Raw genomic sequence first — 23499 nt, 5'->3', positions numbered from 1 at the left:
AAGGTGTATGGGCGTTTGCCGGGGCACCGGGGGCCAAATCCATGGCTTGCCCGATAATTCAACCCTTTGTCACCTCGGATGTTCCTGCGCAGTCCCCTCTGCCCAGCCCCCTTTCATGAAACAAGTTCTGGTCACCGGAGGCGCTCACCGCCTGGGCGCAGAGATCGTTCGCCAATTTGCAGCCGCGGGCTGGCGCGTGTGGTGCCACTACCAACGCTCGGCCGATGCGGCCAAGGCGCTGCAGACTGAGCTGCAGGCATCAGGGGGACATGTGGAATGTGTGCAAGCCGATCTGGCCCAGAGCGAACAAGTCGAACAGATGATGACGCACATCGCGCACTGCCACGGCCCGCTTGATTGCTTGGTGAACAACGCTTCGCTTTTCGAGCCGGACGAGGGAAACGACATGGACTTGCCCGGCGCACGTTTGCAGATCGAGGTCAACCTGATCGCGCCCATGCTGCTGGCCTCGCTGATGGCCCAGCAAGCCGCACCCAACGCGAAATCCGGCCAGCGCAGCGTGGTCCACATCCTCGACCAGAAGGTGTTCAACCTGAACCCCGATTATTTCTCGTACACCGTCTCCAAACTGGCGCTGGAGCGCGCCGTGGCCTTGCAGGCCCAAGCTCTGGCCCCCTTGCGCGTGTGCGGCGTGGCCCCGGGCCTGATGTTTTTGAGCGGCCCGCAAACCCAAGAGAACTTTGACCGCAACAGCCGCGTGAACCTGTTGCGTGAGCCGATCGACCCGACGCAAGTGGCGGCCACCTGCCTGTTTCTGGCGCAAAACCCCTGCATCACCGGCACCACGGTGTGCGTGGACAACGGCCAGCACCTGGTGCCTTTGGCGCGCGACGTGATGTTTTTGGCCGACACGAAAGCCGTTTCATGAACGACCTCATGACCGATTTGGCGCTGAACTGCCGCCGCCTGTTTTTGCGCAACCACACGGTGGACGTGCGCATCGGCGCGCACGACTTTGAAAAGCTCGGCCCCCAGCGCATCGTCTTCAACGTGGAGCTGTTTGTGCCCTGCAGCGCATCCACCCCCACGCAGGACGACTTGGCCGAGGTGGTGGACTACGACTTCATCCGCGAGGTGATTGCCAAACGCGTGGCCCTTGGCCACATCGTGTTGCAAGAGACCTTGTGCGACGACCTGATGCGCGAGCTGATCGCACACCCGCAGGTGCAGGCGGTGCGCCTTTCGAGCTGCAAGCCCGATGTGTACCCAGACTGCGAAGCGGTTGGGGTTGAAATTTTCCAAATGAAACCCCCAACATGAAAACCCCCGCAGGACAACAAACCCTGGAGCTGACCGGTTTGCGCTTTGACGCCAACCTGGGCATTCTGGAGCACGAAAAAACCGACCCGCAACCGATCCAGGTCGATGCCGAGTTGAACCTGGGCACGCAGCCCCTGATGCCCAGCGACGACGACATCCACCATGTGCTGGATTACCGCAAGGTGCGCAAAATCATCATCGACGAATGCACGGCCGAGCACATCAACCTGCTGGAAACACTGATCGGCAAAGTCTCCAACCGCCTGATGCAGTTGCCCGGTGTGCTGGGTGTGCGCGTCAAGATTGCCAAACTTGAAATTTTTGAAGACTGCGCGGTGGCCATTCGCATGGAAACCGGACAGTGGTGAACCTTATGAACACAGACACAGAAACCGACATCGCCTGGGCACAAGCGCAAGCCGAATCAGAGGCCGCCAAAGCCATCAAGATCGAGCGCGAGACCCACAAGCTCGAAAAACGCCTGTGCCGCCAGATGGGCCAGGCCATCAGTGACTTCAACCTGATTGAAGCAGGCGACCGCATCATGGTCTGCATGTCGGGTGGCAAAGACAGCTACGGCATGCTCGACATCTTGCTCAAGATGAAGGCCCGCGCCCCGGTCGACTTCGAACTGGTGGCGGTCAACCTGGACCAAAAGCAGCCGGGCTTTCCGGAGCACATCCTGCCCGCTTACCTGAAAGAGTTGGGCGTGGAGTTTCACATCGAGACGCAAGACACGTATTCGATCGTGAAGGACAAGATCCCCGAAGGCAAGACCATGTGCAGCCTGTGCTCGCGCCTGCGCCGGGGCATTTTGTACCGCGTGGCGCGCGAGCTCAAATGCAACAAGCTGGCGCTCGGGCACCACCGCGACGACATGCTGCAGACCTTCTTTTTGAACATGTTCTTTGGCGGCAAGCTCAAGGGCATGCCCCCGAAACTGGTCAGCGACAACGGCGAGTTCATGGTGATCCGCCCGCTGGCTTATGTGGCCGAGTCCGACCTGATCCGTTGGGCAGCGCACCGACAGTTCCCCATCATTCCGTGCACCCTGTGTGGCAGCCAAGAGAATTTGCAGCGCCTACAAGTGGGCAACATGCTGCGCGAGTGGCAAAAAAAGCACCCTGGCCGGATTGAAAACATGTTCTCGGCTTTGCAAAATGTGGTGCCTTCGCATTTGATGGACGCGAAGCTGCACGGTTTCAAGGACCTGAAGATCACCGGTATCGAATCGGACGACGGCGACAAGGCTTTTGACGAAGAAGAGTTCAAGGAAGCGTCCTTGCCGGGCATCCAAGTCATCTCGATGTGAACCTCAAGGGAACAGCGCATGCGCACAACAATTCGGCAGCTCAAGTGGTGGTTTTCGGTGGCCTTGGCTGCGATGGCCTTGGGCTTCTTGACGGGCTGCGCATCGATGCGCCTGATCGACAGCGATGTGGTCTCGGTGGCGGCCGTGCCGCCGGGCATGAGTTTGCAAGGCGCCAAATACCGTTTCGAACGCCTGCCCTCACAGGTGCACAACCCCGAAGCCGGTCTCGCCGAGCAGCAAGCGCAGGCCGCCATGACGGCCGTGGGTTTGGTGCGTGACGATGCCACAGCCAGCCTGAGCGTGATGCTGGGCTTCAGTGGCTCGCAGTACCTGGCCGACCCTTGGGGCCGACCCCTAGCGCCGGGCTGGACACCCTTCGGCAGCATCACCATCGGATCAGGTTTTGGCGGGGGCTTGGGCTCGCACGTCGGTCTGGGCATGGGCATGCGCTTTCCGCCGCCCACGCATTACCGCCGTGAAGTCAGCGTCGTCATGCGTGACTTGAAATCGGGCCAAGTGGTTTACGAAACCCGTGCCAGCCATGCAGGCCCATGGAGCGACAGCATGCCGATTTTTGCCACGCTGTTCCAAGCCGCGCTGGCCAACTTCCCCAACCCGCCAGCAGGGCTGCGCCGGGTCAACATCGAACTGCCCCGCTGAGCCCGAAACTTGATGGAACCCACCCGCATTTTGGCGATTCGCCACGGAGAAACCGCTTGGAACGTCGACACGCGGGTGCAAGGCCACCTGGACATTCCACTCAACGATGTCGGACTGCGCCAAGCCCAGCACCTGGCCCGGTCGCTGGTGCAGCGCGATGCCATCGATGCCATTTACGCCAGCGACCTGTCTCGTGCCCACACCACCGCCAACGCGATTGCGCAAGCCATAGGGAAAACGGTGAACACCCACGCTGGCTTGAGAGAACGGCATTTTGGCGCGTTTCAGGGCCGCACATTCGCCGAAATCGAAGTCGAGCTGCCCGACCATGCTTGGCACTGGCGCAAACGCACGCCCGACTGGACACCGCCCGATGGCGGTGAATCGCTTTTGGTGCTTCGCGATCGCATTGTGGCCACGGTGAACGAACTGGCTGTACTCCATCCGGGTCAGCAGATCGTGCTGGTGGCCCATGGCGGGGTGCTGGACATTTTGTACCGTGCCGCCACCCGCATCGATCTGCAAGCACCGCGCACGTGGGCACTCACCAACACCGCGGTCAACAGCTTGTTGTGGACGCCTGCAGGCTTGTCTTTGGTGGGCTGGGGCGACACGTCCCACCTGGACGCACTGGGGGAAGACGAATCGTCTTTATAAAGCGCTGTTTTGCAGTGCGGCGATGCGTTCTTCGATGGGAGGATGCGTGCTGAACAACTGTCCAATGCCCCCCGCAATGCCCATGGCGGCCATGGTTTTGGGCAACTCGGCCGTGTGCACGCCGCCCAAGCGGGCCAAGGCATTGATCATCGGCTGCTTACGGCCCATCAGCTGCGCCGCGCTGGCATCGGCGCGGAACTCGCGCTGGCGGCTGAACCAGGCCACGATCATGGCGGCCACAAAGCCGAGGATGATGTCCATCACGATGGTGGTGATGTAGTAGCCCATGCCGGGGCCAGTGTTCTCGCTGTCGCCCTTGCGCAAGAAGCTGTCGACCGCATAACCCACCACCCGCGAGATGAACACCACGAAGGTGTTCATGACGCCCTGGATCAGGGTCATGGTGACCATGTCGCCGTTGGCAATGTGCGCCACTTCGTGGGCGATCACGGCTTCGATTTCTTCGTGCGTCATGTTTTGCAGCAAGCCGGTGGACACGGCCACCAGGGCCGAATCGCGAAATGCACCTGTGGCAAAGGCATTGGGGTCGCCCGGGAAGATGCCGACTTCGGGCATGCCGATGCCAGATTTGTCAGCAAACTTGCGCACCGTGTCCAAAATCCAGGCTTCGTCGGCGTTGGCGGGTTGGGTGATGACTTTGACACCCGAGGTCCACTTGGCCAAGGGCTTGCTGATGAGCAAGGAAATGATGGCGCCGCCAAAGCCCATGATCAGCGCAAAACCGAGCAAAGCGCCCAGGTCCAGGCCGTTGGAAGTCAAAAAGCGGTTGACGCCCAGCAAGTTGGCCACAATGCCCAAAACGACCACGACGGCCAGGTTGGTCATGACAAAAAGAAAAATGCGTTTCATGTTGAGTTTCACTTTCAGCCCGAAAGACGCGGGCGCGTTGTGTCGAATGTTAGGGGGTCGGTGTTCAAAATCAAGCCGGGGGCGCGATTTCCGCATTGGCGTACGGTTTTTCAGCCAGGCGCGGGCTTCTGCGGGGCCGAAACACGCTGTCATCGGCGTAAAAGGATGGGGCTTCGTTGGCCAGCCACCAGCCCGGCACGCCCAGCAGTGGCAAGGGACTGAAGGGTTTGCGGGCCAGCTTTTCAGGCGTGAGGTCTTGCGCCAGCCAAGCGTCGAGGTCGGCCTGCGCCACGCCTTGCGGCACGCGCCACAGGTGCACGGTGATCGACTTGTAGGGCTGCACCGCTTTTTCGAGCGCGGCATGGCCAAAAGCCCAAAGACATGTAAGTGCCCACTCGCTACGCAAGCCAAGGAACGCATCCATCCATCGGTGCTCGGTCAAGGCAGACCACACGGCATCGGAGGTCTGGATCAGCAGCGCGTTTTCATCGAACACGGTGGCGGCGTCGCGCACCGGGCCGCGCACCTGGCCCACCCCGGCTCGGGCAATTTCGCGGGCTTGCAACTGGTTCAGGCGTTTTTTGGCCTGCGGGAAATGCATCCAGCACAAAGCATTGAAAAAGTCGTGCAGGCCTTCGCGGGTGGGCACCTGGCCAGCGGCGAAGATGAAGTCTTCGTAGGCCTGTCCTTCGGGCAAGTCGGCTTGCGGCACAAAGCGCACAGGGGCATGGCCCGCCGCGTTCAAGGCCTCAGGCTGAGGCGTGCCCGCCACCACCTGGCAAGCGATGGGCTCACCCACGGCCCGCCAGTCGGCCAACCAAGGCGCGTTCCAGTCGATGTCGGGCACGCTCAGGCTGGAAGCTGGCGCACAGCGGTGCCCAGCCCGATTGGGGCTCAGCCCTCCACCAGACGCCACGGCAGGCTTTCTCCGGAACGCAGGGGCTTGAGTTCGGCCTCGCCAAAGGCAAAGCTCTCTGCGGGCGTCCAGCTTTCGCGGCGCAAGGTGATCGTGCTGGTGTTGCGCGGCAGACCGTAAAAGTCGGCCCCAAAGAAGCTGGCAAAGCCTTCGAGCTTGTCGAGCGCCCCCGCTTGGTGAAAGGCCTCGGCATACATCTCGATGGCGGCGTGCGCGGTGTAGCAACCGGCGCAACCGCTGGCGTGCTCTTTGAGGTGCGCCGGGTGCGGGGCGCTGTCGGTGCCCAAGAAGAAGCGGGCATTGCCACTGGTGGCCGCCTGCACCAGCGCCTGGCGGTGGGTTTCGCGCTTGAGCACGGGCAGGCAGTAGTAATGTGGGCGCATGCCGCCCAAGAACAGGGCGTTGCGGTTGTACAGCAGGTGGTGCACGGTGATGGTGGCAGCCAAATTCGCGTCGCCTGCGGCCACATAGTCGGCGGCTTCTTTGGTGGTGATGTGTTCCATCACGATTTTCAGGCCCGGAAAGTCACGGCGCAACGGGATCAATTGCTGCTCGATGAACACCGCTTCTCGGTCAAAAAGATCGATGTCGGAGGAGGTGACTTCGCCATGCACCAGCAGCAGCACGCCTTCGCGCTGCATGGCTTCGAGCACGGGGTAGATTTTGCGCAGATCGGTCACACCCGCATCGCTGTTGGTGGTGGCCCCCGCTGGATAGAGCTTGCACGCCACCACGCCAGCGGCTTTGGCGCGGGCGATTTCTGCCGGGGCCAAGTTGTCGGTCAGGTACAGCGTCATGAGCGGCTCAAAGGCCATGCCCACAGGCACGGCGGCCAGGATGCGCTGTTTGTAGGCCAGCGCCTGCTCGGCCGTGGTCACCGGCGGCTTGAGGTTGGGCATGATGATGGCTCGGGCAAACTGCGCAGCCGTGTGAGGCACGACCACATTCAGGGCTGCGCCATCGCGCACATGCAGGTGCCAGTCGTCGGGACGGATGAGGGTGAGTTCTTGGGTCATGGGGCGTATTGTCGCAAACCTGCTGGCCGCGTTCAGTCCGGCGACAAACGCCAATGGATCAGGGTCTGACGCCGATTCAATCGGGATCTGACCCTCATTAAATCAATGCCCCAAGATTTTGGACAAGAAGTCCTGCGCCCGGTCGGTTTGGGGTGCGTCAAAAAACTGCTGGGGCGGGGCTTGTTCGACCACCTGGCCTTGGTCCATGAAGATCACGCGGTCGGCCACCGCCTTGGCAAAGCCCATCTCGTGCGTCACGCACAGCATGGTCATGCCTTGGCTGGTCAACTCGATCATCACGTCCAGCACTTCCTTGATCATCTCGGGGTCGAGCGCCGAAGTGGGCTCATCGAACAGCATGATCTTGGGCGTCAGGCACAGCGCACGCGCAATCGCCACGCGCTGCTGCTGGCCGCCGGACAACTGCAGCGGGTACTTGTTCGCGTGCTCGGCAATGCGCACGCGCTCCAGCTGCACCATGGCTTTGTCCACGGCTTCCTTGCGTGGCATCTTGGCCACCCAGGTGGGTGACAAGATCAGGTTTTCCATCACTGTCAGGTGCGGGAACAGGTTGAACTGCTGGAACACCATGCCGACCTCGCGGCGCACTTTGTCAATGCCTTTGAGATCATCGCCCAGCACAGTGCCGTCTACGGTGAGCGAGCCTTCCTGGTATTCCTCGAGGGCGTTGATGCAGCGAATCAGGGTGGACTTGCCCGAGCCCGAGGGGCCGCAGATGACGACTTTTTCGCCTTTGGCAAATTGCAGGTTCACATCGCGCAGCACATGGTAGCCATTGCTGGCGTACCACTTGTTCACGCCTTTGAACTCGATGATGGGGTTAGCGTTGGAGGTCATAAAGGTCTTTCGTTCAGCGGACTTTGCTCACGGCCGTGCGCTCTTCGATCCACAGGCTGTAGCGCGACATGGCAAAGCAGAACGCGAAATAAATGAAGGTGATGAAGAGGTAGGCTTCGATCTTGAAGGGGCGCCAGTCGGCATCGGAGTTGAGCGCCAGGCCCAACGCGCCGGTCAGCTCGTACAGCGACACGATGGTCACCAGCGAAGTGTCTTTGAACAGACCGATGAAGGTGTTCATGATGGACGGCACCACGGTGGCCAGCGCCTGGGGCAGCACGATCATGCGCTGGGTTTGCCAGTAGCTCAGGCCCAGTGTGGCCGCCGCTTCGGTCTGGCCTTTGGGCAAAGCCTGCAGACCGCCGCGAATCACCTCGGCCATGTAGGCCCCGGAAAACAAGGTGATGCCCACCACCACGCGCACCAGCACGTCGATCTTCACGCCCTCGGGCATGAACAGCGGCAGCATGAACGAGGCCATGAACAGCACAGTGATCAGCGGCACGCCGCGCACCAACTCGACGTAGAGCGTGCACAAGGTTTTGATGGCCGGCATGTTGGAGCGTCGGCCCAGCGCTACAAAGATGGCCAGCGGAAAGGCCAGCGTCATCGAGATCACGGTGAGCATGACCGTGAGCGGCAAGCCGCCCCATTGGTCGGTGTCGACTTCGGTCAGGCCAAAAAAGCCGCCCTTCATCAGCACGAAATACACGGTCAGCATGACCAGCCAAACCAAGGGCAAGGCCTTGTTCCAAAAACGCGGCATGCAACTGATGACGACCACACCCAACATGAGGGCGGTGGCGATCACCGGACGCCAGTGCTCGACTTCAGGGTAACGACCCATCACGATCAAGCGGCCTTTTTCGGAGATCACGCCCCAACAAGCCCCTGCGCCGCGCACGTCGTTGCAAGCTTGCAAGTTGCTGCCAAAGACGGCTTGCAAGACGGCCCAGTCGAGTGAAGAGACAAATGCCCACAGGCACACGGCCAGCAACACCAGCGACATCAGGCTGTTGCTCGGGGTGGAAAACAAATTGCCGCGCAACCAGGCCACGGGGCCTGTGCTGCGGCCGGGCATCGGCCGGGCTTCGGTGGATTTGAAAACGTTCATGTCAGCGCTCCTGGATGGCGGCACTGGCGTTGAACCAGTTCATGAGGGCCGAGGTGAGAAGGGACAGCGTCAGGTACACCAACATCACGATGGACAAGGCCTCGATGGCGCGGCCCGTTTGGTTGAGCGTGGTGTTGGCGATCGAGACCAGTTCGGGGTAACCAATGGCCACCGCCAGCGATGAGTTCTTGGTCAGGTTCAGGTACTGGCTGGTCAGCGGCGGAATGATCACGCGCAAGGCCTGGGGCAACACCACCAGACGCATGGACTGGTTTTTGCTCAGGCCCAAAGAGGCCGACGCCTCGTGCTGACCCAGCGACACCGAAGCAATGCCCGAGCGCACGACTTCGGCAATGAAGGACGCGGTGTAAAACACCAAGCCACACAGCAGGGCTATGAATTCGGGACTGAACGCGCCGCCATCTTCAATCTGGAAATCGCCCTTCTTAGGCAAGTCCCATTCGTTGGGCGCGCCACCCACCAGCCAGCCGAGCACCGCCATCACCAGCGTGACCGCCAACGACACGGCCCACACTGGGCGCGTGTTGCCGGTGCGGTCAAAATGCGCCCGTGCCATGCGTCGGTAGATCCACGCAAACACCAGGCCTAGAGCAACACCGACCAGGGCCAAAGTCTGGCCCCACTGCCACACGGGCCAGGGGAAGGAAATGCCGTTTTTGCTCAGGAAAAAATGACCCGCATTCCAGGCGTTGTCCAGGTCGGGCAGCATCTCAGTGAAGACCAGATACCAGATGAGCAACTGCAGGTAGACCGGCACGTTGCGGAAAAATTCGACGTAGGCGTAACAGATTTTGCGCACCAAAAAGTTGGCCGAAAAGCGTCCGACTCCTACGAGAACACCCAGCACCGTGGCCAGCAGGATACCGATCACGGCGACCTTGAGCGTGTTGAGCATGCCGATGGCAAAGGCCACGAAGTAAGAGCTGTTGTGCGCATACTCGATCACCGTTTCGCTGATGTCAAAGCCAAACGGTTGAAACAAAAAATCGTAGCCGCTTTGGATGCCGCGCAGGCGCATATTGGTGAGCGTGTTGCGCACCAACAGGGCCACCAGCGCCAAAGCCGACAAGATGGCGACGACCTGGTAGATGACCGAACGCCCTTCGCGGCTGCGCCACGAGATGGATCGGGTTTTCTTGCCGGGCAAGGGCCTGGCCTCGATCATGGAAAAATGGGTCATGGGGACTGCCTGAAAAATGACGGGCTGGTAAAAAATACGCCCCGTGAAGGGGCGTATTCAGAACCTTCAAAAAAGGCAGGCGATCAACGCAGCGGTGCAGCGTACATCAGGCCGCCCTTGTTCCACTGGTTGTTCAGGCCACGTGGCAAGTTGATGGCGGTTTTGGGGCCGACGTTGCGCTCAAACATTTCACCGTAGTTACCGGTGGTCTTGATGGCGCGGGCCAGCCATTCCTTGTCCAGACCCAGGTGCTTGCCCAGGTCTTCGGTGGCACCCAGCAAACGACCCACTTGTGGGTTCTCGCTGGTTTTCATTTGGTCCACATTGGCTTGGGTGATGCCGTACTCTTCGGCTTCGATCAGGCCGGAAAGCACCCACTTGTTGATGGCGAACCACTCGTCGTCACCACGGCGCACCATCGGGCCCAGGGGCTCTTTGGAGACCAGATCGGGCAAGATGACGTGGGCAGCTGGGTCTTTGGCTTCCTTGGCACGCACCGAGGCCAGGCCCGATGCGTCGGTGGTGTAGGCCTGGCAACGGCCAGAGAAGTAAGCGCCGGTGGCGGCTTCGACTTTTTCAAACACGACAGGCTTCAAGTTGAGCTTGTTGGCGCGGGAAAAATCGGTGAGGTTTTTCTCGGTGGTGGTGCCGGATTGCACGCACACGGTGGCACCCTTGAGTTGCTTGGCGCTGGTGATCTTGCCTTTGGGCACCATGAAACCCTGGCCGTCGTAGTAGTTGGCGCCGATGAAGTGCAGACCCAAAGAGCCATCGCGGTTCAGGGTGTTGGTGGTGTTGCGGGCCAGTACATCGACCTCGCCAGACTGCAGAGCGGTGAAACGCTGCTGGGCGGTCAGGGGCACGTATTTGACTTTGGTCGCGTCGCTCAACACGGCTGCGGCCAAGGCACGGCAGTGGTCCACGTCCAGACCCGACCAGTTGCCGCTGGAGTCAGCGGCCGAAAAACCGGCCAGACCGGTGTTGACACCGCAGACGATTTGGCCGCGCTGCTTGATCTGGTCCAGAGTTTTGCCCGCCATGGCGGATGTGGCCACCAGCAAGCCTGCAGTGGCCAGCACGGAGCCGATCAAGGTTTGTGTCATTTTCTTCATGGTTTGAATCCTCTTGTGAAATGGTGAGTAGCAAATTGCCACCCACAGATTAAATGCCAAATTCAGCAATGAACCGCCTAGGAGCTTCCCTAGGCCCGCATCAAAGAGCGGGCATCATTGAGAAGCACCCCCAAGGTGCACCACGACACCAGCGGTTTGTGCATTTGCACAAAATGTGCCTACACACCAGCGTGTGCTGAATATAGTCAGTTTGTAGTCAGCCCTCATCAGGGTGTACCCCCGGACTCCATGCAAAAAATGCATAAAGCAATACATGCCATGAAAAGACCGGGCTGGCGACGATTTAACGGGAGGAATGCACCGAAGAGGTGCTCTGGGTCAGGTGCAGCCACAACTGGTGGGCCGAGCTCTTGAAACAGGGTTTGGACCCGGATTTCTCGCGGTAGGCACGCACCTCCATGCTCAGCGCCAGGGTTTGCCCACCCGGCAAGCCCACCTCGACCAGGGTACCAGCTTGGATTTCTTTCTTGACCGCACTGCGCGGCAAAAACGCGATGCCATGGCCTTCCAGGGCCATCACTTTCAGACCCTCAGCCATGTCGGTTTCATAGACCCGCTCCAGATGCACCGGCACGCCCGCCTGTTTCAAGATCCAGTCGGTCACACCGCCCAAATAAGCCCCGGGCGCGTAGCCAAGATAAGGCAGTGGCCGTGCGGCATGGCCGGGCAAACTGAACAGCGCACGACCATCGGGCGTGCTTTGCACATAGGGCGCAATCACCTCGTGCCCCAATACCACCATATCGTAGCGTTCAGGGTCAATTTGCAAGGGCTGCGAGGGGTGGTGGTAGGCGATCAACACGTCGCAACCGCCCTCCACCAGGCGCATGGCCGCGTCGTGCACGTTCAGCGCCATGAGCCGGCTTTTCATGGGCCCAAAAGTCTCGCGCAAGCTGGCCACCCAAGGCGGAAAAAATGTGAATGCCAAGGTGTGCGGCACGGCAAACTGGATGATGTCTTGACCCACCGCATTGTGGCCGCGCAGCATGGCCCGGGTGTTTTGCAGCGACTGCAGCATCTCCAGCGCCTGGGCATACAAGGTCTCACCCGCAGGGGTGAGCCGGGTTGGGTAAGAGCTGCGGTCGACCAAGTCTGCCCCGGCCCACGCCTCCAGCGACTGGATGCGCCGGGAAAAAGCCGGTTGCGTGACGTGCCGCAACTGCGCCGAACGGCTGAAACTGCGGGTTTCGGCCAAGCTCACAAAATCTTCAAGCCATTTGGTTTCCATGCTGGCATTATCGTTTCAGCCCCAGGTCAGGCCGCCCAATCACCATCTCCATCCAACTGCAAGCGCACACACCGATTCAGAACTTGTCACCAAACGACTTGGGCGGCGTGACGCCCAAATGCCGGAATGCTGCCAAGGTGGCCATGCGCCCGCGTGGCGTGCGCTGCAAATAGCCTTGCTGAATCAGATACGGCTCGATCACGTCCTCGATCGTGTCACGCTCCTCGCCGATGCTGGCCGCGATGTTGTCCAACCCCACAGGCCCGCCGTCAAAACGGTGGATCACCGCTTCCAGCAGTTTGCGGTCCATCAGGTCAAAGCCTTCTGGGTCCACGTCCAGCATGACCAAGGCTTTTTCGGCGATGGCCTTATGGATGGTGCCGTCGCCCTTCACATCCGCATAGTCGCGCACCCGGCGCAGCAGGCGGTTGGCAATGCGAGGCGTGCCGCGTGAACGTCGGGCGATCTCGAACGAGCCTTCGGGGTCGATCGGCGCTTTGAGCAAACCGGCGCTGCGGGTCACGATGCGGGTCAGCTCCTCGGGGGTGTAGAACTCCAGGCGCGAGACGATGCCAAAGCGGTCGCGCAGCGGGTTGGTGAGCATGCCAGCCCGCGTGGTCGCACCCACCAAAGTGAACGGCTGCAGGTCGAGCTTGATGCTGCGCGCAGCTGGCCCTTCGCCGATCATGATGTCGATTTGGTAGTCCTCCAGAGCGGGGTACAAGATCTCTTCGACAACGGGCGAGAGGCGGTGGATTTCGTCAATGAAGAGCACGTCGTTGCGCTCCAAATTGGTGAGCAGCGCCGCCAAATCTTTGGGTTTCTCGAGCACCGGGCCGCTGGTTTGGCGCAGGTTCACACCCAGCTCGGCGGCAATGATGTGGGACAGCGTGGTTTTGCCCAAACCGGGCGGGCCAAACAGCAGCACATGGTCGAGCGGCTCTTGGCGCATCTTGGCGGCGCTGATGAAAATCTCCAGCTGTTCGCGCACCTTGACCTGGCCGACGTATTCGTCCAGCAGTTTGGGGCGCAAGGCGCGTTCAATGGCTTCCTCTTGATGGGACACTGGGGCCGCTGAAATGACCCGGGGTTCGGGTTGCGGGGCAAAGTCGTCGGTGCGGATGCTCATGGCTCAATTCATCTTCATTTGTTCAGGGCTTTGAGGGCCAGCTTGATGCCTTCGCTCACGCCCACATCGGCGGGCAGGCTCTTGAGCGCGGCAGCCGCTTCCTTGTCGTTGTAGCCCAGGGCCAGCAAAGCCTGCTGAATGTCGCTTTGCGCGTCGGGGGTGTGTACGGCAAACAGACCGCCGATGTCGCCGCCCAGTTTGCCTTTGAGTTCAAGCAACAAACGTTCAGCGGTTTTTTTGCCGATGCCGGGCACCTTGACCAGACGGCCGACTTCTTGGGTGGTGATGGCCTGCGCCAAATCGTCCACACTCATGCCGGACAACACACTCAAGGCCGTGCGGGGCCCCACGCCCGAAATTTTGATGAGCTGACGAAACGCCTCGCGCTCGGCCAGGGTGGCAAACCCGTAAAGGATTTGCGCGTCTTCGCGCACCACAAAGTGCGTGACCAAACTGACTTTTTCGCCCGCAGCAGGCAAGTTGTAGAACGTGCTCATGGGCACATTGACTTCGTAGCCCACGCCATGGCAGTCCACGATCACCTCGGGTGGGTTTTTGTCGCTCAGGATGCCGGTGAGTTTGCCAATCATGGAGGGTGTCGCCTTAAATGCCTGTGATGGGAGAAAATGCGCTCTCGCCCGGGCCATCCTGGCCACAAACCGCGCACAGCGAGGATTATCAACTTGATCGTCAGACACACCTTCACGCCGCACAACAACACCCGCTTGTCACACCTGTGTGGCCCGATGGACGCGCACCTGCGCACCATCGAAGCGGGCTTGCAAGTGAGCATCGCGCACCGCCACGAGCAGTTCAAGGTGGACGGCCCCAAGGCGGTGGCCATGCGGGCCATGGAGATTTTGCAGGCGATCTATGAGCGGGCCGACCGCCCCATTTCACCCGACATGGTGCAGCTCATGCTGGTCGGCGACAGTGGGGGCGAAGAGGCGAACTTGCCCATCTTGCAAACCCGCCGCGCCGACCTGAAGGCCCGCACTCCGGTACAAGCGGCCTATTTGGAGAGCATCGCCAGCCACGACATCAGCTTTGGCATTGGCCCAGCGGGCACCGGCAAGACTTATCTGGCCGTGGCCTGCGCCGTGGATGCACTGGAGCGCGCCAGCGTGCAGCGCATCGTACTGACCCGCCCGGCGGTGGAAGCGGGTGAACGTCTGGGCTTTTTACCGGGCGACTTGTCGCAAAAGGTCGACCCGTATTTGCGCCCGCTGTACGACGCGCTCTACGACCTGATGGGCCATGACAAGGTGCTCAAAGCCTTTGAGCGCAATGCGATCGAAGTGGCCCCTCTGGCTTTCATGCGCGGGCGCACGCTGAACAACGCCTTTGTGATTTTGGACGAAGCGCAAAACACCAGCACCGAACAGATGAAGATGTTCCTGACACGCATTGGCTTTGGCGCCAAGGCAGTGGTGACGGGCGATGTGAGCCAGATCGACTTGCCCAAGGGGCAGCTGAGCGGCCTCATCGATGCCGAGCGGGTTTTGAAGCGCGTCAAGGGCATTGCTTTCACACGTTTTTCCAGCGCCGATGTGGTGCGCCACCCGCTGGTGGCCCGCATCGTGGACGCCTACGACGCGCAAGGCAGCGCCCCCATGCGTGCGGGCGTCACGACCCGCCGCAAGCCCCTGCCCACCGACGATTGAACGACCCTGCGAACCCCATGGCCCTGCAACAACTTCAGCTCTCTCTGCAATTTGGCGACATCCCCAACGCGGCGCGCCACCGCGCCGCCCTGCCCCGCCATGCGGTTGCCCGCGCCATTCGTCATGCCCTGGCCGATGACGCCGAAATCACGGTGCGCATCGTGGGCGAAGAGGAAGGACGCGCGCTGAACCAGAGTTATCGCAAAAAAGACTACGCCACCAACGTGCTGACCTTTGACTACGAGCAAGCGCCCGTGGTGCTGGCCGATCTGGTGCTGTGCGCCCCGGTGGTGGCACGTGAGGCCAAAGAGCAGGGCAAGACGCTGGCGGCGCATTATGCGCATTTGCTGGTGCACGGCACTTTGCACGCGCAGGGCTGGGACCATGAGACCAGCGAGGCCGATGCCGAGGAGATGGAGGCCTATGAGGTTGCGATTTTGGCGGGGTTGGGGCTGAAAAACCCTTACCTTTGATTTCCAGCTGGGGAGGCCAGGAATGGGTGGGCGCATCCCCTCACACATCGCCCCAGCAAAAGGCGAAAGGCAAATCGTCAGAGCAACCGAACCTTCACACTCTTGCCCTTGATCTTGCCGTGTGACAACTGCGCCTCGACCTTTTTGGCCAACTGAGCCTGCACCGCCACATAGGTTGAAAACTCGTTCACATTGATCTTGCCGACCTGCTCGCGGGTCAAACCACACTCACCCGCCAAGGCCCCCATCACATCGCCTGCCCGGATTTTTTCCTTGCGGCCACCGACAATCTGCAAGGTGCGCATGTTCGGTTGCAGTGGACCACCCGCCGCAGGCGTCAGGCCAGACAAAGGCTCCCACTTCGACTCACGCCCCTGCATCACCTCAATCTTGCCGACCGATCCCATCTCGTCCATGCTGGCCAGCGTGAGCGCCAGGCCCTCGGCATCGCCCCGACCGGTGCGGCCAATGCGGTGGATGTGGATTTCTGCGTCCGGCGTCACGTCTACGTTGATCACGGCTTCAAGGCCTTCCACATCCAGCCCCCGCGAAGCCACATCGGTGGCCACCAGGACCGAGCAACTGCGGTTAGAGAACTGCACCAGCACCTGATCGCGCTCGCGCTGCTCCAACTCGCCAAACAGCGCCAGCGCGCTGTAGCCCTGGGCCTGCAACACCGCCACCAAATCGCGGCATTGCTGTTTGGTGTTGCAAAAGGCCAGCGTGCGTTCGGGGCGAAAATGTGCCAACAGTTTGGACACGGCGTCCAGCCGCTGGCTTTCACTGACTTCGTAATAAATCTGGCGAATTTTGTGTGCGCTGTGCTGCGCCTCCACCTTCACGGTTTGCGGTGAACGCATGAACTGCGCCGCCAGCTTGGCAATGCCTTCGGGGTAAGTGGCCGAGAACAGCAGGGTCTGGCGGTCTTTCGCGCACTGGCGCACCACTTTGGCGATGTCGTCGAAAAAGCCCATGTCCAACATGCGGTCGGCTTCGTCTAAAACCAGCGTGTTCACGCCCGCCAAGCTCAAAGATCCGCGCTCCAGATGGTCCAGGATGCGCCCAGGCGTACCCACCACCACATCGGCGCCGTGCTCCAGGCTCACAGATTGACCACGCAGGGCCACGCCACCACACAAGGTGACGACTTTCACGTTTGACCGGGCACGGGCCAAGCGGCGGATTTCTTGCGTGACCTGGTCGGCCAGCTCGCGGGTGGGGCACAGGATCACGGCCTGGATGGCCGCACTGGGCGAGCCCGCGCTTTGCAAGCGCTCAATCAAAGGCAGGCCAAAAGCGGCGGTTTTGCCGCTGCCCGTGCTGGCTTGGGCGATCAGGTCTTGCCCCGCCAGCGTGAGCGGCAGGCTGGCCGCCTGGATGGGCGTCATCTGGGTGTAGCCCAGTTGTTCGAGGTTTTGAAGGGTGGCAGGCGCCAGCGCAAGCTGGTCGAAGCGAGCGGAACTCGCGGCAGGAGAAGTTGCAGTCATGCGGGGATTATCGTTGCCCACCCCCGGGCAGCGCCTCAAGCCGACATGCGCATCGGGATAGTGATGGGGCCGTCGTTGATGAGGGCCACTTTCATGTCGGCGGCAAAGCGGCCGGTTTGCACCACCGGGTGGGCTTTTTGTGCCTGCGCCACAAAGTGCTCGTACAAGCGCCGACCCTCCTCGGGCGCAGCCGCCTGGGTGAAGCTGGGGCGGTTGCCCCCGGCCAAATCGGCGGCCAGGGTGAACTGGCTGACCACCAACAAACCACCGCCCACGTCCTGCACGCTCAAATTCATCTTGCCTGCGTCGTCACTGAAGATGCGAAGTTTCAGAATTTTGGCCAGCATCTTTTCAGCCACCGCATCTGTATCGCCTTTTTCGGCACACAGCAGCACCAGCAAACCGGTGTCAATCTGGCCGATCACTGCCCCATCGACACGCACACTGGCTTGACTCACCCGTTGCAGCACAGCCATCATTTCAAGTCCCTGGCATCGTCAAAGTGCGCTTCCACATCGCTGGGCAAGAGCTGGATGGTGGCCCGCAAGCCGGGCACCTCGCTCATCAATGCCTGCTCGACGCTGGCGCGCAAAGCAGCAGCGCGGCCCAAGCTCCAGCTGGCGGGCATGTGCATGTGCACATCCAAAAAACGGCGTTGCCCGGCTTTGCGGGTGTTCAGGTGGTCAAAGCGGAGGATCTCGGTCTCGCCACGCTGGTGCGCAAAACCATCAAGCACGCGTTGCACATCGGCCAAGATTTCAGGCTCCAACGCCTCGTCCATCAGGCCCTGCGAGGACCGCCAGACCAAGCTCCAGCCTTCTTTCAAAATGTTCAGGGCCACGCCGATGGCGACCACCGCATCCAGCCACAACCAGCCGCTCACACTCACCAGAACAAGTCCGACCACCACCCCAGCCGATGTCCAGACGTCGGTCACCAAGTGCCGGGCATCGGCCTCCAGCGCCAGTGAGCGGTGCTGCCGGGCGGCGCGAAACATCAACCAGGCCAGCAAACCGTTCAGGGCCGAGCTGCCCACCGACAAGGTCAGACCCCAGCCCACCTGCGCGATGGGTTGCGGGTCAAACAAACGATGAACCGCCACCCAAATGATGCCCAAGGCGGCCACCAGAATCAGGATGCCTTCAAAACCAGAAGAGAAATACTCGGCCTTGTGGTGGCCATAGGGGTGTTCGTCGTCGGCTGGACGGGCCGCAATGGTGACCATCATCAAGCCGAACACCGCACTGGCCAGGTTGACCAGCGACTCCATCGCGTCCGACAGCAAACCAACCGAATCGGTGAGCCACCAGGCCCCGGTTTTGAGTGCGATCGTGACCAAGGCCACCACCACCGAAGCCCAGAGCAAGCGGGTGGGCGTCATCCAGTCATCGAATCTTTTCATGGGCTAAGCATACCCGCGGTGGATGACTTGTCCGTACGCCAACCCCTGATCAAGCCAGCGTGACCTTGGCAAACTTGCGCTTGCCCACTTGCACCACGTAAGTGCCCGCTTCGAGTTTCAGGCCCTTGTCACTGACCACACTGGAGTCCACACGCACACCTCCGCCATCCACCAAGCGACCAGCTTCTGTCGTGGAGGGGGCCAGTCCAGCCGCCTTGAGCAAAGCCCCGATGCCCATGGGTGCGCCGGACAAAGACACTTGCGGGATGTCCTCAGGCACGCCACCCTGGCTGCGGTTGATGAAATCTTGCTCAGCCGCATCGGCCGCGGCTGCGCTGTGAAAACGGGCCGTGATTTCCTTGGCCAGCATGACCTTGGCGTCTTTGGGGTTGCGTCCGCCCTCGACTTCTTTCTTGAGTGCCTCGATCTCAGCCATCGACTTGAAGGACAGCAAAGTGAACCAGCGCCACATGAGGGTGTCCGAGATGCTCAGCACCTTGGCGAACATGGTGTTGGGCTCTTCGCTGATGCCGATGTAGTTGTTTTTAGACTTGGACATCTTGTCCACACCGTCCAGCCCTTCCAGCAGAGGCATGGTCAAAATGCACTGCGGCTCTTGCCCGTATTCGGCTTGCAAATGACGCCCCATCAACAGGTTGAACTTCTGGTCGGTGCCACCCAGCTCCAAGTCGGACTTGAGTGCCACAGAGTCGTAGCCCTGCATGAGCGGGTACAAGAACTCGTGCACCGAAATCGGTGTGCCTGCCTTGAAACGATCATGGAAGTCGTTGCGCTCCATCATGCGGGCCACGGTGTACTTGGCTGCCAACTGGATCATGCCCATGGAACCCAATGGTAGCGACCACTCACTGTTGTAACGGATCTCGGTTTTATTGGGATCCAGCACCAGACTGGCTTGTTTGTAGTAAGTCTCAGCGTTGGCCTTGATCTGCTCGGACGTGAGCGGTGGACGGGTGTTGTTGCGGCCAGAAGGGTCGCCGATCAGGCTGGTGAAATCGCCGATCAAAAAGATCACCTGGTGCCCCAGATCCTGCAATTGGCGCATCTTGTTGAGCACCACGGTATGGCCAATGTGAATGTCAGGGGCTGTCGGGTCCAGACCCAGTTTGATGCGCAGTGGCACGCCGGTGGCCTCGGATTTGGCCAGTTTCTGTAGCCAATCTTCTTTGGGAATCAGCTCTTCACACCCTCGTAAAGTCACTTCCAAAGCATTCAACACAGGGTCATTTACCGGGTATTTTGTAACAAGCGCTTGATTCATAAGGGTTTTTTCTGTGTTGAATGCGATCCAGAGGGATACAATGGCGGTCCGAGTTCAAATCGCATTTTATGTGCGAGCAGACTGTTTCCGACCCATCTGACACATCCCCTTGGCGCCTGACAGCGTCTTCCTTCCTTTTTTCATGCCGTTCCTTTCCACCCTACAGTCGCGACTGACCTCCTTGCTGCTCAGCATTTTGTTCCTTGGCACGGCCGTGCTGGGTGCAATGCTGATTGCCACGCAAAGGTTTTTAGCCTGGGTGGACGGATACCATCCGCACCTGAATCAGGCGAATCTTGTCCTTCAAGGATGGCTCAAGCGTCACCCAAAAACGATTGTCGCCAGCCTTGCGAGCGTCTTGTTGGTCGGTGGTGGCGGTGCTTTCGCCCTTGCCAATTTGGGGCCTGACATTTCAGACCAACCCGTCATCAACATCACCGTGCCCGTTGAGATCGCTCAGCTTGAATCTCAGGCTCAATTGTTGGACAAGTTTGAAGTCATATTGACCCGGTCCGACAACACCCGCACCTCAGACACACCTGAAGCTTTGCTTCGTCGCTTGGGACTGGTCGATGCTGAAGCGGCCGCATTTTTGCGGAAAAATCCTCAAGCCCGCCAAGCACTGCAGCAAGGAGGGCGGACAGTATCCGCCGAAGTCACCTCCCAACAACTGCTGCGCTCACTGAGTGTGCGGTGGCTCAAAAACGAAAACGACACCTTCTTCCAACGTTTGCGCTTGGAGCGTTCCCCACAGGGATTTCAAGCAGCACTCGAAACCTCGCCCATGAACACCAGCATCCGCATGACCGGTGGCACGGTGTCGCGATCGCTCTACGATGCTGCTGACGAGGCCAGACTGCCTGACCCGGTCATCCAGCAGCTGACTCAGATTTTTTCCAATCAGATTGACTTCCACCGGACTTTGCGAAAAGGCGCTCGCTTTTCTGTGGTCTATGAAGTCCTGGAAGCCGATGGAGAACCCTTGCGCACAGGTCGGGTGCTCAGTGCCGAGTTTCACAATGACAACCAGCATTACGATGCCATTTGGTACCAAGAACCCGGCCAGAAAGGCAATTATTACGACATGGACGGCAAGAGCTTGAGTCGCTCCTATTTGGCTGCTCCACTGACTTTTTCTCGTCAGTCCAGTGGTTTTGCTATGCGCCTGCACCCCATTTTCAAAACCCAGCAAGCACACCGCGGTGTGGACTATGCAGCCCCAACCGGAACTCCCGCCATGACTGTGGGTGATGGCGTGGTCGTTTTTGCGGGTTCTCAAGGTGGTTATGGCAACGTGGTAGAGGTTCGCCATGGCAATGGCCACTCGACTTTGTATGCTCACCTCAGCCGCATCCATGTGCGCAATGGTCAAACCGTGCATAAAGGCCAGGCCATTGGCGCTGTTGGATCCACGGGATGGTCGACAGGCCCTCATTTGCATTTTGAGTTCCGCGTCAATGGCGTCCACGTTGACCCCCAGAAGGTCATCCAGCAAGCTCAAAGCGTTCCGATAGCGCCCTCTTCTAAGGCCAGATTCGTGGCTTTGGTGGGCCAAGCTCAGTCTCAGCTGCAGGCAGCCGCCCAGATGCGGGAAGTCAACAGCCAATAATTGGACGGCACCCTGACAAACCACTGGACTCTTTCTCTGATCGGTCCTAGCATGGTCTTGGTCTGATCAACTCAGGCGTTCCTCATGCCCTCCTCTTATTTCGTTGGCCTCATGTCCGGTACCTCTTTGGATGGTGTGGATGGGGTCCTTGCCCAAATAGACGATGCGGGGCGCCTGAATGTCTTGGCCCATGACTTTGCACCCTTTGATCATGCTTTTCGCAGTGATTTGTTGTCCCTCAACCAAAGCGGCACCGACGAGTTACACCGCAGCGCCTTGGCGGGAAACGCCATTGCCCGCCATTACGCAGAGGTGGTGGACGCCTTGCTCCACAGAGCCCGACTGACTGCCGCACAAGTCAAAGCCATCGGGGCCCATGGCCAGACCGTGCGCCACCGCCCATTGGAATTTGACCCTGATGTGGTGCGCCATCTTCCCGCTGTAGGTTATACCCTGCAACTGATCAATCCAGCCTTGTTGGCCGAATTGACGGGCATCGACGTGGTGGCAGACTTCAGAAGCCGGGACTTGGCCGCCGGAGGTCAAGGTGCGCCCCTGGTGCCCGCCTTTCACCAAGGTGTCTTTGCCCAGCCCAGGCGCTGCGTGGCTGTGCTCAACATCGGTGGCATTGCCAATCTGAGCGTGCTCAAGGCCGACGGCTCGGTGTTAGGCTGGGATTGCGGTCCGGGCAATACCCTGATGGATTTCTGGTGCGCTCGCCACACCGGACAAGCGTTCGACCGCGACGGCGCTTGGGCCGCCAGTGGCCAGTTGCACCCCGAATTGCTGTTGAAAATGGCCGGGGAAAGTTTCTTGCACAAGCCACCCCCGAAAAGCACTGGGCGAGACCTGTTCAATCCGGCCTGGCTACTGCATCACCTCGCTCAGTTTGAGGAGCTGGAACCGGCCGATGTACAAGCCACCCTCTGCACTTACACGGCCTATGCCTGCAGCCAAGATCTTTTGCGTTATGCCCCTGATGCGTGCCAACTGGTCGTATGCGGCGGGGGGGCGTTGAACGGCGAATTGATACGCCAGATAGCGGCGCATGTGCCGGACAAGTCTGTCTTGAACAGTGAGGCCTTGGGCCTGCCACCGCTTCAAGTGGAGGCCGCCGCCTTTGCTTGGCTGGCTTTCAAAACCGTGCGCCGCGAAACATCGAGCTTGCCAAGCGTCACGGGCGCCAGAGGCGCCCGTGTGTTGGGGGCAATTTACCCCCGTTGATCCCTGGCCAGCCAAGCTGGCCAAACCCGCAAATCAGGTTGAGAAAGAAGAACCGCAACCGCAAGTGGAGGTGGCGTTCGGGTTCTTGATCACAAACTGTGCACCTTGCAGGTCTTCTTTGTAATCGATCTCGGCACCGGTCAGGTACTGATAACTCATGGCATCGATCAACAGGGACACGCCGTTTTTGCTCATGGTGGTGTCGTCTTCGTTGGTGATTTCATCGAAAGTGAAACCATACGAAAAACCCGAGCAACCGCCGCCTTGGACAAAGACGCGCAATTTCAAATCTGGGTTGCCTTCTTCTGCGATCAGGTCAGCCACCTTGGCGGCAGCGCTGTCGGTGAAGACAATTGGATCAGGCATCACAGTTTGGATATTTTCAGCTACAGCGCTCATGGTGTTTCTCCAGTTCAGTTCAAAATAGTATAGCGCGCTGGTCGGGAATTACCACCTGGCCAGTTCAGTAACGCTACTGGGCTCATGGGCTTTTCACCCGATAAGCGGCCAAACAAAAAGCCGCCACGGCGAACCGGGCGGCTTTTTGATGAAGCAGGAAAAGCGGATTAACGCTTGGAGAACTGCTTGCGACGGCGAGCAGAGTGCAAGCCGACCTTTTTACGTTCGACTTCACGGGCGTCGCGAGTGACGAAACCTGCTTGGCTCAGCATAGGCTTGAGCGTTGCATCGTAGTCAATCAGGGCGCGGGTGATGCCGTGGCGCGATGCGCCGGCTTGGCCGGATTCACCACCGCCGTGCACGTTGATCATGATGTCGAAAGTTTCGGCATGGTTGGTCAACATGAGGGGTTGCTTGGCGATCATGATCGAAGTCTCGCGGCCGAAGTAGGCTTGGATGTCCTTGCCATTGACCGTGATCTTGCCAGTGCCTTTTTTCAGAAACACGCGGGCGACGCTGGATTTGCGACGGCCTGTGCCATTGTTCCATTCACCAATCATCTCAAGGCTCCTTAGATGTCCAGC

General features: G+C 59.9%; 26 protein-coding genes. 10 read left to right on the top strand and 16 right to left on the bottom strand.

The features are described from left to right. Positions 1–115 precede the first annotated feature (115 nt). Genes Q0O99_RS10335 through Q0O99_RS10310 form a run of 6 tightly spaced genes read left to right on the top strand, consistent with a single transcriptional unit; the run spans position 116 to position 3910 of the window. On the top strand, positions 116–889 hold the full coding sequence (locus Q0O99_RS10335) for an SDR family oxidoreductase (protein ID WP_293751080.1): 774 nt from the start codon (positions 116–118) through the stop codon (positions 887–889). Continuing rightward, positions 886–1281 carry a dihydroneopterin aldolase gene (locus tag Q0O99_RS10330; protein ID WP_293751078.1) on the top strand — a complete coding sequence of 132 codons (396 nt, stop codon included), beginning with the start codon at positions 886–888 and terminating at the stop codon, positions 1279–1281. The genes Q0O99_RS10335 and Q0O99_RS10330 overlap by 4 nt, the downstream gene beginning before the upstream one ends. After that, on the top strand, positions 1278–1649 hold the full coding sequence (locus tag Q0O99_RS10325; protein ID WP_293751076.1) for a dihydroneopterin aldolase: 372 nt from the start codon (positions 1278–1280) through the stop codon (positions 1647–1649). Before Q0O99_RS10330 ends, Q0O99_RS10325 begins: the two co-directional genes overlap by 4 nt. A 5-nt stretch (positions 1650–1654) precedes the next feature. Continuing rightward, entirely contained in the window at positions 1655–2593 is a 939-nt protein-coding gene (ttcA, locus tag Q0O99_RS10320; protein ID WP_293751074.1) for a tRNA 2-thiocytidine(32) synthetase TtcA, read from the top strand. Positions 2594–2611: 18 nt separating this feature from the next. Beyond that, on the top strand, positions 2612–3253 hold the full coding sequence (locus Q0O99_RS10315) for a DUF4136 domain-containing protein (RefSeq protein WP_293751072.1): 642 nt from the start codon (positions 2612–2614) through the stop codon (positions 3251–3253). Between the two features lie 12 nt (positions 3254–3265). Then, positions 3266–3910, top strand: coding sequence for a histidine phosphatase family protein (locus Q0O99_RS10310; protein ID WP_293751143.1), 645 nt, complete (start codon positions 3266–3268; stop codon positions 3908–3910). Here Q0O99_RS10310 and htpX read toward each other — a convergent pair. The 10 genes from htpX to ruvA form a co-directional block, all read right to left on the bottom strand. Next, on the bottom strand, positions 3905–4780 hold the full coding sequence (gene htpX, locus Q0O99_RS10305; protein ID WP_293751071.1) for a protease HtpX: 876 nt from the start codon (positions 4778–4780) through the stop codon (positions 3905–3907). The two genes, Q0O99_RS10310 and htpX, sit on opposite strands and share 6 nt — an antisense overlap. A 70-nt stretch (positions 4781–4850) precedes the next feature. Continuing rightward, positions 4851–5627: a DUF3025 domain-containing protein gene (locus Q0O99_RS10300; RefSeq protein ID WP_293751069.1), complete on the bottom strand. Its 777-nt coding sequence runs from the start codon at positions 5625–5627 to the stop codon at positions 4851–4853. Between the two features lie 47 nt (positions 5628–5674). Continuing rightward, complete coding sequence (gene pyrC, locus Q0O99_RS10295) at positions 5675–6712, bottom strand: dihydroorotase (protein ID WP_293751067.1); 1038 nt, start codon at positions 6710–6712, stop codon at positions 5675–5677. Between the two features lie 102 nt (positions 6713–6814). Next, positions 6815–7570 carry an amino acid ABC transporter ATP-binding protein gene (locus Q0O99_RS10290; RefSeq protein WP_293751065.1) on the bottom strand — a complete coding sequence of 252 codons (756 nt, stop codon included), beginning with the start codon at positions 7568–7570 and terminating at the stop codon, positions 6815–6817. Between the two features lie 13 nt (positions 7571–7583). Further along, positions 7584–8684, bottom strand: a complete 1101-nt coding sequence (locus Q0O99_RS10285; protein WP_293751063.1) for an amino acid ABC transporter permease — start codon at positions 8682–8684, stop codon at positions 7584–7586. Between the two features lies 1 nt (position 8685). After that, entirely contained in the window at positions 8686–9885 is a 1200-nt protein-coding gene (locus Q0O99_RS10280) for an ABC transporter permease subunit (protein ID WP_293751061.1), read from the bottom strand. A gap of 83 nt (positions 9886–9968) precedes the next feature. Beyond that, a complete protein-coding gene (locus Q0O99_RS10275) occupies positions 9969–10997 on the bottom strand; it encodes an amino acid ABC transporter substrate-binding protein (protein ID WP_293751059.1) in 1029 nt (342 codons plus the stop codon). 304 nt (positions 10998–11301) lie between these two features. After that, positions 11302–12246: a LysR substrate-binding domain-containing protein gene (locus Q0O99_RS10270; RefSeq protein WP_293751057.1), complete on the bottom strand. Its 945-nt coding sequence runs from the start codon at positions 12244–12246 to the stop codon at positions 11302–11304. 76 nt (positions 12247–12322) lie between these two features. After that, complete coding sequence (ruvB, locus tag Q0O99_RS10265; RefSeq protein WP_293751055.1) at positions 12323–13375, bottom strand: Holliday junction branch migration DNA helicase RuvB; 1053 nt, start codon at positions 13373–13375, stop codon at positions 12323–12325. A 14-nt stretch (positions 13376–13389) separates the two neighbouring features. After that, positions 13390–13965, bottom strand: coding sequence for a Holliday junction branch migration protein RuvA (ruvA, locus tag Q0O99_RS10260; RefSeq protein WP_293751053.1), 576 nt, complete (start codon positions 13963–13965; stop codon positions 13390–13392). Between the two features lie 93 nt (positions 13966–14058). Here ruvA and Q0O99_RS10255 point away from each other — a divergent pair, with 93 nt between their 5' ends. Together Q0O99_RS10255 and ybeY are read left to right on the top strand one after the other, a co-directional pair. Beyond that, positions 14059–15039 carry a PhoH family protein gene (locus tag Q0O99_RS10255; protein WP_293751051.1) on the top strand — a complete coding sequence of 327 codons (981 nt, stop codon included), beginning with the start codon at positions 14059–14061 and terminating at the stop codon, positions 15037–15039. A gap of 17 nt (positions 15040–15056) precedes the next feature. After that, positions 15057–15512 carry an rRNA maturation RNase YbeY gene (gene ybeY / locus Q0O99_RS10250; RefSeq protein ID WP_293751049.1) on the top strand — a complete coding sequence of 152 codons (456 nt, stop codon included), beginning with the start codon at positions 15057–15059 and terminating at the stop codon, positions 15510–15512. 77 nt (positions 15513–15589) lie between these two features. On the opposite strand, the gene dbpA is transcribed toward ybeY, so the two are convergent. Genes dbpA through tyrS form a run of 4 tightly spaced genes read right to left on the bottom strand, consistent with a single transcriptional unit; the run spans position 15590 to position 19683 of the window. Further along, complete coding sequence (dbpA, locus tag Q0O99_RS10245) at positions 15590–16999, bottom strand: ATP-dependent RNA helicase DbpA (protein WP_293751047.1); 1410 nt, start codon at positions 16997–16999, stop codon at positions 15590–15592. A gap of 35 nt (positions 17000–17034) precedes the next feature. Further along, complete coding sequence (dtd, locus tag Q0O99_RS10240) at positions 17035–17478, bottom strand: D-aminoacyl-tRNA deacylase (protein WP_293751045.1); 444 nt, start codon at positions 17476–17478, stop codon at positions 17035–17037. Beyond that, on the bottom strand, positions 17475–18401 hold the full coding sequence (locus tag Q0O99_RS10235) for a cation diffusion facilitator family transporter (RefSeq protein WP_293751043.1): 927 nt from the start codon (positions 18399–18401) through the stop codon (positions 17475–17477). The genes dtd and Q0O99_RS10235 overlap by 4 nt, the downstream gene beginning before the upstream one ends. Before the next feature lie 49 nt (positions 18402–18450). Continuing rightward, positions 18451–19683, bottom strand: coding sequence for a tyrosine--tRNA ligase (tyrS, locus tag Q0O99_RS10230; RefSeq protein WP_293751041.1), 1233 nt, complete (start codon positions 19681–19683; stop codon positions 18451–18453). 358 nt (positions 19684–20041) lie between these two features. Here tyrS and Q0O99_RS10225 point away from each other — a divergent pair, with 358 nt between their 5' ends. Together Q0O99_RS10225 and Q0O99_RS10220 are read left to right on the top strand one after the other, a co-directional pair. After that, on the top strand, positions 20042–21292 hold the full coding sequence (locus Q0O99_RS10225; RefSeq protein ID WP_293751039.1) for a M23 family metallopeptidase: 1251 nt from the start codon (positions 20042–20044) through the stop codon (positions 21290–21292). A gap of 84 nt (positions 21293–21376) precedes the next feature. Further along, positions 21377–22516: an anhydro-N-acetylmuramic acid kinase gene (locus Q0O99_RS10220; RefSeq protein ID WP_293751037.1), complete on the top strand. Its 1140-nt coding sequence runs from the start codon at positions 21377–21379 to the stop codon at positions 22514–22516. A gap of 33 nt (positions 22517–22549) precedes the next feature. Here the strand turns inward: Q0O99_RS10220 and erpA are convergent, their stop codons facing one another. Beyond that, positions 22550–22915 (bottom strand): iron-sulfur cluster insertion protein ErpA, encoded by a 366-nt coding sequence (gene erpA, locus Q0O99_RS10215; RefSeq protein WP_108354256.1) that lies wholly within the window; start codon positions 22913–22915, stop codon positions 22550–22552. Between the two features lie 167 nt (positions 22916–23082). Continuing rightward, positions 23083–23475 (bottom strand): 30S ribosomal protein S9, encoded by a 393-nt coding sequence (rpsI, locus tag Q0O99_RS10210; RefSeq protein ID WP_108324550.1) that lies wholly within the window; start codon positions 23473–23475, stop codon positions 23083–23085. Positions 23476–23499: the final 24 nt, after the last annotated feature.

This window comes from Limnohabitans sp. Rim8, from assembly GCF_945901735.1.
Lineage (GTDB): Bacteria > Pseudomonadota > Gammaproteobacteria > Burkholderiales > Burkholderiaceae_C > Limnohabitans_A.
This window is presented reverse-complemented; position numbering and strand designations above follow the sequence as displayed.